The following is a 13,788-nucleotide window of genomic DNA, read 5'->3' as shown; positions in this document are numbered from 1 at the left end:
AACACCCCTCACCTCGGCATTCACCGGCGTTGACCTGCCGCACCCGGACAGCGGGTGCGACGATGGGCGCGGCAGTCCCGGAAGGATGTCCCCCGGCACGAGGTGGAGGTGACGATGACCGCGGCGGTGTTCGGCCACGACGGCCCGTGGAGCGAAGAGGAGTACCTCGCCCTCGGCGAGACGCAGCAGCGCGTCGAACTCTTCGACGGGAGCCTCCACGTGACCCCAGCCCCCACACCCCGGCACCAGCGCATCTCACGCAGGCTGGGCAACCTTCTCGAACCCGCCGCCGAAGCCCTCGGGCTGGAGCTGCTGGAAGCGGTGAACGTCCGGCTCCGGCCGGGTCGCATCCCCGTTCCCGACCTCGTCGTCACGGCCCCGATCGACCTCGACGACCCCTGGATCGAGGCGGCCGACGTGAAGCTGGTCTGCGAGATCATCTCGCCGGGCAACGCGGCCACCGACAAGGTGCTCAAGATGCACTACTACGCGGCGGCCGGCATCGAGTGGTATCTCCTGGTGGAACAGGAGACGCTGACCGTGCACGTCCACCAGCGGCGGGGCGGGCACTACGTCGAGCGATCGGTGACCAAGGCCGGTGAGGTCCTCGAGCTGACCGAGCCGGTGCGGGCCACGATCCGGCCGGCGGATCTGCTCGCCTGACGGATGTCGGTGTGCTCGCCTAGGGTCGGGCGCATGAGCGAGCACCAGCGAGCGAATCATCGACGCGGTCCGGCGGTGCCGTCGTGACCGAGTTCGACGCGGCGACCGCCGCGGTGCAGGCCGCGCTCGACGCGGGGGCCCGTTACGCCGACGCGCGGGTGATGCACCGCCGCTACGAGTCGATGGCCGCCCGCAACGGCGACATCGAGGAGCTGACCCAGGACGAGAGCATCGGGCTGGGCGTCCGGGCACTGGTCGGGTCGGGCTGGGGCTTCCACGCCGTACCGGACCTGTCGGACGCCGCCGCCCGCGAGGCCGGCCGGCGCGCCGCGCGGATCGCCGCCGCGAGCGCGCGGGTGCCGGGGCCGCCGATCGACCTGGTGCCGGTCGAGGCGGTCACCGCGAGCTGGGTGTCCCCCTGCGCGGTCGATCCGCTCGGCGTGCCGCTCTCCACCAAGGGCGACCTGCTGGTCGGGGCGACCCGCGCCATGGCCGAGCACGGCGCCGACGTGGCCGAGGGCCTCTACCAGGTCTGGGACACGGCCAAGTGGTTCGTCTCCAGCGAGGGGCACCGGATCGACCAGCGGATCCGGGAGTGCGGCGGCGGCATCTCCGCCACCTCCGTCGGCGACGGCGAGACCCAGCGCCGCTCCTACCCCAGCTACCGCGGCCAGTACGGCACCACCGGCTGGGAGCTGGTCGAGTCGCTCGACCTGGCCGCGCACGCGGCCCGGATCGCCGAGGAGTCCCGGGCGCTGCTCACCGCGCCGTCCTGCCCCGCCGGCGAGACCGACCTGATCCTCGGCGGCGAGCAGCTGGCCCTCCAGATCCACGAGTCGGTCGGGCACGCGATCGAGCTGGACCGGATCCTGGGCTGGGAGGCCGCCTTCGCCGGCACCTCCTGGTTGGACCTGTCCCGGCTCGGCTCGCTGCGCTACGGCTCCGAGCTGATGAACGTCACCATCGACCCGACCATCCCCGGCGCGCTGGGCAGCTTCGGCTTCGACGACGAGGGCTCCCCCGCCGTCCGCCGGGACGCGGTGCGCGAGGGGCGCTGGGTGGGCGTGCTCGCCGGCCGCGACTCGGCCGCCGTCGCCGGCCTGGACCACGGCGGGAGCGTACGCGCCGACGGCTGGGCCCGGCTGCCGATGGTGCGGATGACCAACGTGGGCCTCGAGCCCGGCCCGCACACCCTGGAGGAGATCGTCGCCGCCACCGACGACGGGGTGCTGATGGACGTCAACCGGTCCTGGTCCATCGACGACAAGCGGCTCAACTTCCAGTTCGGCTGCGAGATCGGCTGGGAGGTGAAGAGGGGCCGGCGGGGGCGGATGCTGCGCAACCCCACCTACACCGGCATCGGGCCGCTCTTCTGGCGCTCCATGGACATGCTCTCCTCCGAGACCGTCGCCTGGGGCACCCCGAACTGCGGCAAGGGCCAGCCGGGGCAGACCGGCCACACCGGCCACCCGGCCGCGCCGGCCCGCTTCCGCAACGTCCGGGTGGGGGTCCGCGCGTGAGCGCGAGGAACGAGCGAGCGCAGGGGGCGGGTCCCGCGGCGACGCACGAGGATGGCGCGCCGAGCGAGCGAGGGGATGCGGCATGAGCGAGCTGGAGATCGCCGGTCAGGTGGTGGAGCTGGTCCGCCGGCTCGGTGGGCCCGACGCGCAGGCCGAGGCCGTGGTCACCCGGGCCGACCTGGCGCTGACCCGGTTCGCCAACTCCTACATCCACCAGAACGTGGCCGAGTCCGGCGTCGGCGTCCGGCTACGGCTGCATGTCGACGGACGGACCGCCGCGGGCAACGGCAGCGTGGTCACCGCCGAGGGGCTGCGCGCGCTGGTGGAGCGCACCCTCGCCGCCGCGCGGCTCTGCCCGCCCGACCCGGCCTGGCCCGGGCTCACCCCGCCGACGCCGACGCCGGCCGCCCCGGCCGTCGACGAGGCCACCGCGCACGCCGAGCCCGACGAGCGGGCCGAGCGGGTGCGCGCCTTCGTGGCGGCGGCCGGCGGGCTGGAGACGGCCGGCTACTGCCGCACGGCGCACCGGTCCTCGGCGTTCGCCAACTCGGCCGGGCACACGGCGTCGGGCCGCGCCGTCGAGGCGGCGATGGACGGCATCGCCCGCACGGGCGGCTCCGACGGTGTCGCCCGGCTCTGCGCCGACCGGCTGACCGATCTCGACGGTGCCGCGCTCGGCGCCCGGGCCGCGGCCAGGGCGCGCGCGGCGGCCGACCCGGTGGAGCTGCCGCCCGGCCGCTACGAGGTCGTGCTGGAGCCGGCCGCGGTCGCCGACCTGCTCCAGAACCTCTCCTGGTACGGCTTCAACGGCAAGCGGTACGCCGAGCGGCAGTCCTTCGCCGAGCCGGGGGCGCAACAGTTCGACGCGGCGGTCACGCTGGTCGACGACCCGCTCGCCGGCTCCGGGCTGCCGTTCGACGTGGAGGGCACGCCCCGGCGGGCGCTGACCCTGGTCGAGGCGGGCACCACGCGGGCGGTGGCGCACGACCGGCGTAGCGCCGCCGAGGACGGCGCGACCTCGACCGGGCACGCGTCGCCGACCGCCGCCACCTGGGGGCCGATGGCCCGCAACCTGCGCCTGTGCCCCGCCGCTACGGCCGGCGCCGGCGACGGACCGGCCACCGCGACGCCGAGCGGCGCGGCGTCCGACGGCGCGCCGGGCACGACGGTGGGCGGCGCCGCGGCGGAGGTGGTCGACGCCGACACCGCCGCGCTCGTCGGGCGCGTAGGGCGGGGGTTGCTGGTCAGCGACCTCTGGTACACCCGGGTGCTCGATCCGAAGAGCCTGGTCCTCACCGGCCTGACCCGCAACGGCGTCTGGCTGGTCGAGGACGGCGTGGTGACCCGGGCGGTCCGCGACCTGCGCTTCACCGAGTCCTACCCCCGCGCGCTCGGCCCGGGTGCGGTGCTCGGAATCGGCCGGCAGGCCGTTCGCCAGCCGGACCGGACGGATGGGGTGTGGTGGGAGGCGCCGCCGCTGCGGCTCGCCTCGTGGAACTTCACCGGCGGCGCCTCCGGCTGAGCCGCCCCCGGGCGGGCGACGCTACCGGGTGGTTCGCTGCCGTACGCGGGACAGGCGTCCGGTGAGGTTCTTAACATCCGGACATCGATCATTGTTCAGGGCTTTCCACCGGCCGGGACACACGGGACACTGCCTTGCGCGGACGGCTCGCGAAGATCGGCGTAACGTGTGTCACTTAGCTGCGCCGTATCGCCGGCGCGGTCGTTGGTGTGCGCATGACGTGGCAAGCGGGTGCGGGTTCGCCGGTCCGCGTGCCGACCGGAACTTGATCCGCCCGTGAGGGTCCTGTCAGGGAGACGACTCTAATGACATCAACGGCAACGAGGCCGCGGGGAGCGCGGGCGCGCGCCGCCATCGCGGCGAAGACGTTGCGTACCGACCGCTGGTGGCTCGCCCCGCTGATCACCGTGATCGGGCTCGGCGCCTGGGTGGCGTACGCGACGGTCCGGGTCTTCATGCACAAGTGGTACTGGGTCGAGGACTTCCACTACCTCACCCCGTTCTACTCCCCCTGCGTGACCGACCGGTGCGTCGAGGGCGCCGCGCACTTCGGACGGTTCCTGCCCGGCTGGTGGATCATCCCGGACGCGGCGCTCACGCTGCCGTTCCTGCTGCTGTTCCGGCTCACCTGCTACTACTACCGCAAGGCCTACTACCGGTCGTTCTGGCTGTCGCCGCCCGCCTGCGCGGTCCCCGACGGGCACCAGGCCTACAGCGGCGAGACCCGGTTCCCGCTGCTCGGCCAGAACCTGCACCGCTACTTCTTCTACGCCGCCGCGATCATCTCGCTGATCAACACCTGGGACGCGATCCTGGCCTTCCACTCCCCCAAGGGCTTCGGGTTCGGGCTGGGCAACATCATCCTGCTCGGCAACGTGGTGATGCTGTGGGCGTACACGATCTCCTGCCACTCGTGCCGGCACATCATCGGCGGGCGGCTGAAGCACTTCTCCAAGCACCCGGTGCGCTACCGGGCCTGGACCTTCGTCTCCGCCCTGAACGTCCGGCACATGCAGCTCGCCTGGATCACCCTCGGCACGCTGGCCCTGACGGACTTCTACGTCATGGCGGTCGCGGCCGGCTGGTTCAACGACCTGCGGTTCATCAACTAGAGGGCCCCTGACATGACCAACACCACGCGAATCGAACGACACCACTACGACGTCGTCGTGATCGGGGCCGGCGGCGCCGGCCTGCGCGCGGCGATCGAGGCCCGCCTCGCCGGCAAGAAGACCGCGATCATCTCCAAGTCGCTCTTCGGCAAGGCGCACACGGTGATGGCCGAGGGCGGCGCCGCCGCCGCGATGGGGAACGTGAACAGCCGGGACAACTGGCAGGTGCACTTCCGCGACACGATGCGCGGCGGCAAGTTCCTCAACAACTTCCGGATGGCCGAGCTGCACGCGAAGGAGTCGCCGCAGCGGATCTGGGAGCTGGAGACGTACGGTGCGCTCTTCGACCGCACCAAGGACGGGAAGATCTCGCAGCGCAACTTCGGCGGCCACGAGTACCCCCGCCTGGCGCACGTCGGCGACCGGACCGGCCTGGAGCTGATCCGCACCCTCCAGCAGAAGATCGTGTCGCTCCAGCAGGAGGACAAGCGGGACCACGGCTCGTACGACGCCCGGATCAAGGTCTTCTCCGAGACCACGATCACCGAGCTGCTGCTCGACGGCGACCGGATCGCCGGGGCGTTCGGCTACTACCGCGAGTCCGGCGAGTTCGTGCTGTTCGAGGCGCCGGCGGTGGTGCTGGCGACCGGCGGCGTCGGCCGCTCCTACAAGGTCACCTCGAACTCGTGGGAGTACACGGGTGACGGGCACGCGCTGGCGCTGCGGGCCGGCGCGACGCTGATCAACATGGAGTTCCTCCAGTTCCACCCGACCGGCATGGTCTGGCCGCCGTCGGTGAAGGGCATCCTGGTCACCGAGTCGGTGCGCGGCGACGGCGGCGTGCTGAAGAACTCCGACGGCAAGCGGTTCATGTTCGACTACGTCCCCGACGTCTTCCGCAAGCAGTACGCGGAGACCGAGGAGGAGGCGGACCGCTGGTACACCGACCCGGACAACAACCGGCGCCCGCCGGAGCTGCTGCCGCGCGACGAGGTGGCCCGGGCGATCAACAGCGAGGTCAAGGCCGGGCGGGGCACGCCGGCGGGCGGCGTCTACCTGGACATCGCCTCCCGGAAGCCGGCGGAGGAGATCCGTCGCCGCCTGCCGTCGATGTACCACCAGTTCAAGGAGCTGGCCGACGTCGACATCACCAAGGAGCCGATGGAGGTCGGGCCCACCTGTCACTACGTGATGGGCGGCGTCGAGGTCGACCCCGACAGCGGGGCCGCGTTCGGCCACGTGCGGGGGCTCTTCGCCGCGGGCGAGGTGTCCGGCGGCATGCACGGCTCCAACCGGCTCGGCGGCAACTCCCTGTCCGACCTGCTGGTGTTCGGCAAGCGCGCGGGCGGCCACGCCGCCACGTACGCCGACGGCCTCCCCGCGCGCCCGAAGGTGGGCGTCGCCGCCGTGGAGGCCGCGGTGGAGACGGCCCTGGCGCCGTTGCAGCGGGACACCGGCGAGAGCCCGTACACCCTCCAGCAGGACCTCCAGGCGGTGATGGGGGATCTCGTCGGCATCATCCGCCGGGAGAGCGAGCTGGAGGACGCGCTGGTGCGGCTGGCGGAGCTGCGGGAGCGGGTGGCGAAGGTCAGCGCGAGCGGCGGCCGGCGCTACAACCCGGGCTGGCACCTGGCGCTCGACCTGCGCAACATGCTGGTCGTCTCGGAGTGCACCGCGAAGGCGGCGCTGGAGCGGCGGGAGTCGCGCGGCGGCCACACCCGGGAGGACCACCCGGCGATGGACCCGGCGTGGCGCCGGGTCAACCTGGTCTGCTCGCTGGACGGCGACACGGTGCGGCTGGATCGCAAGCCGCTGCCGAAGATGCGCGCGGAGCTGATCGGCCTCTTCGACCGCGCGGAGCTGGCCAAGTACCTCACGGACGAGGAGCTCGCCGAGTTCGACGCCCTCGTCGCCGACGCCGAGACCGAGAAGGAGCGCTGACGCAATGGGTAACCAGGACTCCCCGGGGCCCGGCAAGCCGGGCGCCAAGCGCCAGTTCCGCATCTGGCGCGGCGACGAGAACGGCGGCGACCTCCAGGACTACATGGTCGAGGTGAACGAGGGCGAGGTCGTCCTCGACGTCATCCACCGGCTCCAGGCGACCGACGCCCCCGACCTGGCCTGCCGCTGGAACTGCAAGGCCGGCAAGTGCGGCTCCTGCTCGATGGAGATCAACGGCAAGCCGCGGCTGAGCTGCATGACCCGGATGTCCACCTTCACGGAGGACGAGACGGTCACGGTCACCCCGCTGCGCACCTTCCCCGTGATCCGGGACCTGGTCACCGACGTCTCGTTCAACTACGAGAAGGCCCGGGAGACGCCGGCGTTCGCGCCGCCGGCCGACCTGGCGCCCGGCGAGTACCGGATGCAGCAGGTCGACGTGGAACGCTCGCAGGAGTTCCGCAAGTGCATCGAGTGCTTCCTGTGCCAGAACGTCTGCCACGTCATCCGCGACCACGAGGAGAACAAGCAGGCGTTCTCCGGGCCGCGGTACTTCATCCGGGCGGCCGAGCTGGACATGCACCCGCTGGACGCGAAGAGCGACCGCAAGGAGTACGCGCAGGCCGAGCAGGGCCTCGGGTTCTGCAACATCACCAAGTGCTGCACCGAGGTCTGCCCGGAGCACATCAAGATCACGGACAATGGGATCATCCCCATGAAGGAGCGGGTCGTCGACCGCAGGTACGATCCCCTCGTGTGGCTTGGTAGCAAGATCTTCCGGAGGGGTCAGGTGCCTCAGACCAGCGTGACCAGCGGACACGTCAGCGGTGCGGTGCGCGGCAGCGCGGCGCACGGGGGCGTGCACTCGCACGCGGGCGGCTCCCACGACCCGCGGGCCGAGGTGCAGGCGCAGCGCGGCGTCAACTGGGACCGCGAGGTGCCGAGGCCCACCGCGCCGGCCGTCGACGACCACGGGAAGCTGCCGCTGACGGAGCTCACGTTCGACCGGGCGGCCGCGCCGTCGCCGTTCGGCGACGACGTGACCTTCCCGCTGCCGCCGGAGCACCTGAACTTCGCCCACCCGGAGCAGGACAAGCACTGAGTGCGCTGACGATGACGGGGGCCGCGGCTGATGCCGCCGGCCCCCGTCCCCTTTCGGCCCGGGTGTCCGCTTCCGCTCAGGCCGACAGGAGAGGCCGGAGGGCGGCGACGATGGGTGCGTCGGCGGGCAGCCAGGTGACGCTGTCCAGTTCGTCGGCGGAGAGCCAGCGCAGCGCCGAGTGCTCCAGGGCCTGCGGCTGGTCGTCGTGCAGCAGGCGGGCCGCGTACACCTTGAGCACCGAGCGGCCGTGGGCCATCCGGACGTTGCGGCCCACCCGGTCGCCGATCTCCACGCGGACGGCCAGCTCCTCGGCGCACTCGCGGGCGAGCGCCGCGGTCTCGCTCTCGCCCGGCTCCACCTTGCCGCCGGGGAACTCCCACATGCCCGCCACCTCGGGCGGGGCGGAACGGGCGCAGGCGAGCACCCGGCCGTCCCTGATGATCGCCGCTCCGACGATCACCCTGAGGTCCCGTCGCTCGGCCTGCCCGCCGCCATTCGCCCGTTCGGTCCGCACGGGCGTCCAGCGTGCCAGATCAATCGGCGGTTTGGGTACCGTGGCCGACCGTCAGGGCAGGAGAACCCGGAAGTGTGGGCGTGGACACACCCCGCATGCGAGGACAGACTGGAAGGCACCGACAAGACACGGGACGGCGACGATTTGGCCACAAGCCGGCAACGGCGCCTGGGAGGTGCGGTGATGCGCGCGCTGTTCAGCGGTCGATCCAAGCACGACTACCTCAGCGACGCCCTCACCCTCCTCACCGGCTGGATCCGGGAGGGTGAGCAGATCCGACGCACCCTCACCATCGACGACACGCAGCACGCCGCCCTCACGGAGCGGGTGAAGGTGGTCGCCGACGCGCTGCACCTGCGTCCGGAGATCAGCCGCCGGGCCGACCAGACCCAGATCCGGGTCGGGCACGGCAACGCGCCGCTGAGCGAGGGCGAGGTCCTGCTGGCCGCCCGCATCGAGGACGCGTACCGCGCTGTCACGCAGCCCTGACCCCACCCCGACCCGGCGTCGACGCCCGGTTCCGGCAGTCGACGCGGCGAATCGGCTGAGAAGGCCTGGGAAGGCTGATGTTTTCCTGAAAGGTGCGCGGGTATCAATCCGGCGCGGGAGCAGACAACTGGCCCCGTACCGGACTGATTATCTGATAACGCACTTTATGGGAGCTGACATGACCACCCCCGCCGTGAACCGCGCGACCGACCGGCTGACCGACCACGACGGCCACCACGTGGACCACGACGTCCGGCACGCGCACCGGCCCGGCGACGAGACCAAGCCCTCCTGGAAGACCACGGAGCTGGCCGTCTACCTGCTCTCGGTGATCGGCGTACTGGTCGCCTCGAACGCCGTCGGCGACGGCGCCGCCAACAACGGCGGCGACTACTTCGCGGCCGACAAGGCATGGTGGTACATCACCCTGCTGACCATCGGTTACCTGGTCAGCCGCGGCCTGGCCAAGTCCGGCAGCCGCAGCCGCGACAACGACCCGCGCACCAACCGGTAGTCGCCACCGCGCCCGGAGCCCCGCCCGCATCCCCTCGATGCGTCGGCGGGCTTCGCGCGTGCGGGGCGCGGCCACCAACGGCGGCGACGGACCGCAGGGCGACCCGTCGCTGCCGCCACCCGACGGTCGCGGTCCGGCGGAGCGCGCCCGCCGGTGGCGCCGGGCCGGGACGTCGGCCCGGACGCGGCCCCGCGGCCGGTCAGGAGGCGTCCCGGGGGTACCAGCGCAGCTCGACGGAGTTGCCGTCCGGGTCCCGCACGTAGATCGAGGTGGCGCTGCCGCGCGCGCCGAACCGGCCCACCGGCCCCTCGGTCACCGTGAAGGCGCCCGACCCGACGACCTCCGCCCAGTCCAGCGGCTCCACCACCAGACAGAAGTGGTCGACGTTGGAGCCGCCCCGGTCCCGGCGGACGAGGTCGATGATGGTCCCCGCGTCGACCCGTACCGAGGGGAACGGGACTGCGCCGGCCCGCCACTGGTCGACCCGCACCGGGGCCAGGCCGAGCAGGCCGCAGTAGAAGTCCAGCGCGCGCTCGACGTCGGTCACGTTGAGCACCAGGTGGTCGAAGCCCGTGACCCGCACCGCGCTCACCTCGCCTCCAGGGCGTGGGCCTTCGCCGATCTCCCGCAGCGGGGCGTCGAGAGCGGCCAGGTAGTCGGTGACTGTCGTCGTCGTTTTCATGCTCCTCACGATCCGCCGGGCGGCGACGCCGACCAAGACGCGATCGCACTACCATCGTTGAGCCGGATTCAACGATGGGCGGAACGTGCTGGAACGACACGAGCTGGAGACCTTCCTGACCCTCGCCGAGGAGCTGCACTTCGGCCGGACGGCGGAGCGCCTGCGGGTCACCACCGGGCGGATCAGCCAGGTGGTCAAGAAGTTGGAGCGCCGCGTCGGCGCCCCGCTCTTCGCCCGTACCAGCCGGATCGTGCAGCTCACCCCGATCGGGCGGCAGCTCGCCGACGACCTGGCGCCGCTGGTCGCCGGCATCGACGACGCGGTACGCCGGGCCGTCGAGGCGGGGCGGGGTGTCACCGGGCGGCTGCGGGTCGCCTTCCTCGGCGAGTGGACCGCCCCGACGCTGCTCAAGGCCGTCGCCCTCTTCGCGCAGCGCCACCCCGACTGCCAGGTCGAGGTGCGGGAGGTGCAGCTCTTCAACTCCCGGCAGAGCCTGCTCGACGGCTCCGTCGACGTCCTGATGGCCGCGTACCCCTTCGACGGGATGGCCTGCGGGCCGGCGCTGCTTCAGGAGCGGCGGTTGCTCGCGGTGGCGGCCGGGCACCCGCTGACCCGGGAGGGGTCCGTCTCCCTGGAGACGCTCGGGGACCACCCGGTGGTGCAGTACCCGGCCGTGACCTCGGCGGAGTTCAAGCGCGACCGGACCCCCGAGCACACCCCGTCGGGCCGGCCGGTGCCGAAGGGGCCGGCGGGCAACACGTTCTCGGAGATGCTGACGCTGGTCGCGATGGGGCGGGGGGTGCTGCCGGTGGGCGAGCACACCCGCCACTACTACCCGCGCCCCGACGTGGCGTACGTGCCGATCCGCGACGCGCCGCCGATCCGGCGGGGCCTGGTCTGGCGGGAGAGCAACGGCACGGCCCGGGTCCACGAGTTCGTCCGGGCCGCGACCGACGCGAACGCGGCCTGAAGCGGGCCGCCCGGGCTGGCATGATCGACGCCGATGAGGCACGCAGAGTTCCGCCACCCCCGGCTGGTGCCGGTCTACGACGCCGAGTGCCCCTGGTCGCGCGACGACGACTGGTTCCTCGCCCTCGTCGGCGAGACGCCCGCCGCGCGGGTCCTCGACCTGGGTTGCGGCACGGGACGGCTCGCCCTCGCCCTGGCCGCGGCCGGCCACGCCGTCACCGGCGTCGACCCGGCCGGCGCGTCGCTGGCCGCCGCCCGGGCCAAGCCGGGCGCCGAGCGGGTGACGTGGGTCGAGGGGACCTCGGCCGTACTGGCGGACGGGTCGTTCGACGTGGCGGTGCTGACCAGCCATGTCGCCCAGTTCCTCGTGGACGACGACGAGTGGGCGCGTACGCTCGCCGACCTGGCCCGGGCGCTGGTGCCCGGCGGCCGGCTGGCGTTCGACTCGCGCGACCCGGCGGACCGGCGGTGGGAACGCTGGAACCCGGTCGACTCGCGGCGACGGATCACGCTGCCCGACGGCGAGGTGGTCCGGGCGTGGACGCGGGTGCACACGGTGGCCGACGGCCGGGTCGACTTCACCCACCACTACCTGTTCGGTGCCGGCGAGGAGCTGCTCAGCTCGGCCACCCTGCGCTTCCGCACCGAGGAGGAGCTGCGCGGCTCGCTGCGGTCGGCCGGGTTCGCCGTGGAACGGATCCACGGCGGCTGGGGCGGGGAGCCGGTGGGCCGGGGCGACGGGGAGTTCCTCGTCCTCGCCCGCCGGGAGTGATCTTGGGCTGGCGCGCCCGGCCTACCGTGGGGGCATGGCGAACGCGACGTACGACCGCAAGGAGCAGTTCCAGCAGATCCAGAGCGGCCTGCTCCACGGAGAACAGATCATCGCCGTCTACGACGCCGTCGGCACCGGCACCGGCTTCATCGGTCTGACCGACCGGCGCGTCATCATCCAGGACCGCTCCTTCGTCGGCAAGCGGTACGCCATCACCAGCATCCCGTACTCGAAGATCACCAGCGTCAGCGTGGTCAGCAACAAGTCGTGGGGCGGCTCGTTCTTCTCCACCGGGGCCATCGCGATCCACGTCGGCACGCACACCTACGAGGTCGAGTTCCGGGGCGCCGAGAAAAGCCACCACGTGCACAACGTGATCCTGCACCACATCAGCTGAGCTGGTCGGCGCGCTCCAGCAGGGCGCGGCGCTCCGCCCCACCGTGCGCGTCGGCGGCCCGCCGGAACAGCGCGGCGGCCCGCTCGCGGTCGCCCCGCCGGGCGGTCAGCTCGGCCTCGGCGGCGACGGCGAGCGGGTAGCCGTCCAGCGCCCCGCCGGCCCGGGCGGCGGCCAGCAGCGCCAGCCCCGCCGCCGGCCCGTGCGCGTAGCCGTGGGCGACGGCGCGGTTCAGCTCGACCACCGGTGACGGCTGCCACCGGACGAGCCGGTCGTACGCCTCGGCGATCGCGACCCAGCCGGTGGCCTCGGCGGACGCGGCCGTCGCGTGGCACGCGGCGATCCGGGCCTGGAGGGCGTACGGGCCCTCCGCCGCGACCCGCGCGAGGACGCCGACGCCCTCGGCGATCGCGGCGTGGTCCCAGCGGGCGCGGTCCTGCCGGTCGAGGGTGACGAGGTTGCCGTCGCGGTCCCGCCGGGCGTCGCGCCGGGAGTGCTGGAGGAGGAAGAGGGCCAGCAGGGCGGCCACCTCGGACTGGCCCGGCATCAGCCGGTCGAGCAGCCGGGCCAGGCGGATCGCCTCGTCGGCGAAGGCGGGCTCGCCGTCGGCGTCGTAGCCCCGGGTGAAGAGCAGGTAGAGCACGGCGAGGACGCCGGGTAGCCGCTCGGCGAGCATCGGACCGGTCGGCACCCGGTACGGGATGCCGGCGGCGGCGATCTTCGCCTTCGCCCGGGTGAGCCGCCGGGTCATGGTCGACTCGGTGACCAGGAAGGCCCGCGCGATGTCGGCGGTCGGGACCCCGCAGACCGTACGCAGCGTCAGCGCGACCCGCGCCTCCAACGACAGGGCCGGATGGCAGCAGGTGAAGACGAGCCGCAGCCGGTCGTCCACGATCTCCCCCTCCCCCGCCGCTCCCGGCTCCGGTTCGGTCGGCGTGAGCAGGGCCAGCTCGCGCAGCTTGCGCCGCTCGACCGAGGCCCGCCGGAGCACGTCGACCGCGCGGTTGCGGGCCACCGTCATCAGCCAGCCGCCCGGGTTGGCGGGCACGCCCTCCGTCGGCCACCGGGTCAGCGCGAGCGCCGACGCCTCCTGGGCGCAGTCCTCGGCCAGCGTCCAGTCGCCGGTCACCCGGATCAGCGTCGCGACGATCCGGGCGTACGACCCCGTGCTCGCGGCGGCGACGGCGTCGGCCGCCGCCACCGCGAGCCGGTCAACGGGGCCGTCAGCCATCCAGGGCGACGATCGGACGCAGTTCGAGCCGCCCCGCGCGGGCCATCGGGTGGGCGCGCGCCACCTCGATCGCCTCGTCCAGGTCGGCGCACTCCAGCAGGTCGAAGCCCACGATCACCTCCTTGGTCTCGGCGAACGGACCGTCGGAGAGCAGCAGCTCCCCGTTGCGGACCCGGACCGTGGTGGCCGCCGTGGTCTCCGCGAGCGCGTCGCCCGTCAACCGCCGGCCCCGGGCGTCGTTCTCCGCGACCCACGCCTCGATGTCCGGCCAGTCGGCCCGGTCGGCGTCCGGCTCGCTGTCGGTGCAGACGAACATGAGGTACTTCATGCCGCTCCTCGGTGTCGGGTTGTCACCGGGGTGAC

The 13,788-nt window shown here is 72.9% G+C and carries 15 protein-coding genes; 11 read left to right on the top strand and 4 right to left on the bottom strand.

Going from position 1 to position 13,788, the window contains the following annotated elements:
* The first annotated feature begins 114 nt into the window (after positions 1-114).
* The 6 genes from AB0G08_RS00480 (at position 115) to AB0G08_RS00455 (ending at position 7,860) form a co-directional block, all read left to right on the top strand.
* A complete protein-coding gene (locus tag AB0G08_RS00480; protein WP_358081053.1) occupies positions 115-663 on the top strand; it encodes a Uma2 family endonuclease in 549 nt (182 codons plus the stop codon).
* Positions 664-746: 83 nt separating this feature from the next.
* Positions 747-2,183 (top strand): TldD/PmbA family protein, encoded by a 1,437-nt coding sequence (locus AB0G08_RS00475; RefSeq protein WP_358081050.1) that lies wholly within the window; start codon positions 747-749, stop codon positions 2,181-2,183.
* 82 nt (positions 2,184-2,265) lie between these two features.
* Complete coding sequence (locus tag AB0G08_RS00470; RefSeq protein ID WP_358081047.1) at positions 2,266-3,705, top strand: metallopeptidase TldD-related protein; 1,440 nt, start codon at positions 2,266-2,268, stop codon at positions 3,703-3,705.
* A gap of 305 nt (positions 3,706-4,010) precedes the next feature.
* Positions 4,011-4,817, top strand: a complete 807-nt coding sequence (locus AB0G08_RS00465) for a hypothetical protein (RefSeq protein ID WP_357874263.1) — start codon at positions 4,011-4,013, stop codon at positions 4,815-4,817.
* A gap of 12 nt (positions 4,818-4,829) precedes the next feature.
* Complete coding sequence (locus AB0G08_RS00460; RefSeq protein WP_358081044.1) at positions 4,830-6,758, top strand: fumarate reductase/succinate dehydrogenase flavoprotein subunit; 1,929 nt, start codon at positions 4,830-4,832, stop codon at positions 6,756-6,758.
* A gap of 4 nt (positions 6,759-6,762) precedes the next feature.
* Complete coding sequence (locus AB0G08_RS00455) at positions 6,763-7,860, top strand: succinate dehydrogenase/fumarate reductase iron-sulfur subunit (protein WP_358081041.1); 1,098 nt, start codon at positions 6,763-6,765, stop codon at positions 7,858-7,860.
* Positions 7,861-7,936: 76 nt separating this feature from the next.
* Here AB0G08_RS00455 and AB0G08_RS00450 read toward each other — a convergent pair whose 3' ends face one another.
* A complete protein-coding gene (locus tag AB0G08_RS00450) occupies positions 7,937-8,374 on the bottom strand; it encodes a (deoxy)nucleoside triphosphate pyrophosphohydrolase (RefSeq protein WP_357874257.1) in 438 nt (145 codons plus the stop codon).
* A gap of 183 nt (positions 8,375-8,557) precedes the next feature.
* Between AB0G08_RS00450 and AB0G08_RS00445 the strand changes: the two genes are divergently transcribed.
* Entirely contained in the window at positions 8,558-8,863 is a 306-nt protein-coding gene (locus tag AB0G08_RS00445) for a 4a-hydroxytetrahydrobiopterin dehydratase (RefSeq protein ID WP_357874254.1), read from the top strand.
* Positions 8,864-9,041: 178 nt separating this feature from the next.
* Complete coding sequence (locus AB0G08_RS00440; RefSeq protein WP_358081039.1) at positions 9,042-9,377, top strand: hypothetical protein; 336 nt, start codon at positions 9,042-9,044, stop codon at positions 9,375-9,377.
* Positions 9,378-9,576: 199 nt separating this feature from the next.
* On the opposite strand, the gene AB0G08_RS00435 is transcribed toward AB0G08_RS00440, so the two are convergent.
* Entirely contained in the window at positions 9,577-10,059 is a 483-nt protein-coding gene (locus AB0G08_RS00435) for a VOC family protein (RefSeq protein ID WP_358081036.1), read from the bottom strand.
* 85 nt (positions 10,060-10,144) lie between these two features.
* Between AB0G08_RS00435 and AB0G08_RS00430 the strand changes: the two genes are divergently transcribed.
* Genes AB0G08_RS00430 through AB0G08_RS00420 form a run of 3 tightly spaced genes read left to right on the top strand, consistent with a single transcriptional unit; the run spans position 10,145 to position 12,197 of the window.
* Positions 10,145-11,029, top strand: coding sequence for a LysR family transcriptional regulator (locus AB0G08_RS00430; protein ID WP_358081033.1), 885 nt, complete (start codon positions 10,145-10,147; stop codon positions 11,027-11,029).
* 33 nt (positions 11,030-11,062) lie between these two features.
* Positions 11,063-11,800 carry a class I SAM-dependent methyltransferase gene (locus tag AB0G08_RS00425; RefSeq protein ID WP_358081030.1) on the top strand — a complete coding sequence of 246 codons (738 nt, stop codon included), beginning with the start codon at positions 11,063-11,065 and terminating at the stop codon, positions 11,798-11,800.
* A gap of 34 nt (positions 11,801-11,834) precedes the next feature.
* On the top strand, positions 11,835-12,197 hold the full coding sequence (locus tag AB0G08_RS00420; protein ID WP_357563583.1) for a PH domain-containing protein: 363 nt from the start codon (positions 11,835-11,837) through the stop codon (positions 12,195-12,197).
* Here the strand turns inward: AB0G08_RS00420 and AB0G08_RS00415 are convergent.
* Positions 12,190-13,425 (bottom strand): DUF6596 domain-containing protein, encoded by a 1,236-nt coding sequence (locus AB0G08_RS00415; protein ID WP_358081027.1) that lies wholly within the window; start codon positions 13,423-13,425, stop codon positions 12,190-12,192. The genes AB0G08_RS00420 and AB0G08_RS00415 overlap by 8 nt on opposite strands.
* Positions 13,418-13,741, bottom strand: a complete 324-nt coding sequence (locus AB0G08_RS00410) for a YciI family protein (RefSeq protein ID WP_357876333.1) — start codon at positions 13,739-13,741, stop codon at positions 13,418-13,420. The genes AB0G08_RS00415 and AB0G08_RS00410 overlap by 8 nt, the downstream gene beginning before the upstream one ends.
* Positions 13,742-13,788 lie beyond the last annotated feature (47 nt).

Origin of the sequence: Micromonospora sp. NPDC023644, from assembly GCF_040640115.1 — a bacterium.
In the GTDB taxonomy this organism is placed as follows: Bacteria; Actinomycetota; Actinomycetes; order Mycobacteriales; family Micromonosporaceae; genus Micromonospora.
The sequence above is the reverse complement of the archived record's forward strand: the minus strand, read 5'-3'. Positions and strand labels throughout refer to the sequence as shown.

Coding starts and splice junctions, on each gene's coding strand:
- AB0G08_RS00480 (WP_358081053.1), top strand. CDS start 115: ATGACCGCGGCGGTGTTCGGCCACGACGGCCCGTGGAGCGAAGAGGAG.
- AB0G08_RS00470 (WP_358081047.1), top strand. CDS start 2,266: ATGAGCGAGCTGGAGATCGCCGGTCAGGTGGTGGAGCTGGTCCGCCGG.
- AB0G08_RS00465 (WP_357874263.1), top strand. CDS start 4,011: ATGACATCAACGGCAACGAGGCCGCGGGGAGCGCGGGCGCGCGCCGCC.
- AB0G08_RS00460 (WP_358081044.1), top strand. CDS start 4,830: ATGACCAACACCACGCGAATCGAACGACACCACTACGACGTCGTCGTG.
- AB0G08_RS00455 (WP_358081041.1), top strand. CDS start 6,763: ATGGGTAACCAGGACTCCCCGGGGCCCGGCAAGCCGGGCGCCAAGCGC.
- AB0G08_RS00445 (WP_357874254.1), top strand. CDS start 8,558: ATGCGCGCGCTGTTCAGCGGTCGATCCAAGCACGACTACCTCAGCGAC.
- AB0G08_RS00440 (WP_358081039.1), top strand. CDS start 9,042: ATGACCACCCCCGCCGTGAACCGCGCGACCGACCGGCTGACCGACCAC.
- AB0G08_RS00435 (WP_358081036.1), bottom strand. CDS start 10,059: ATGAAAACGACGACGACAGTCACCGACTACCTGGCCGCTCTCGACGCC.
- AB0G08_RS00425 (WP_358081030.1), top strand. CDS start 11,063: ATGAGGCACGCAGAGTTCCGCCACCCCCGGCTGGTGCCGGTCTACGAC.
- AB0G08_RS00420 (WP_357563583.1), top strand. CDS start 11,835: ATGGCGAACGCGACGTACGACCGCAAGGAGCAGTTCCAGCAGATCCAG.
- AB0G08_RS00415 (WP_358081027.1), bottom strand. CDS start 13,425: ATGGCTGACGGCCCCGTTGACCGGCTCGCGGTGGCGGCGGCCGACGCC.
- AB0G08_RS00410 (WP_357876333.1), bottom strand. CDS start 13,741: ATGTTCGTCTGCACCGACAGCGAGCCGGACGCCGACCGGGCCGACTGG.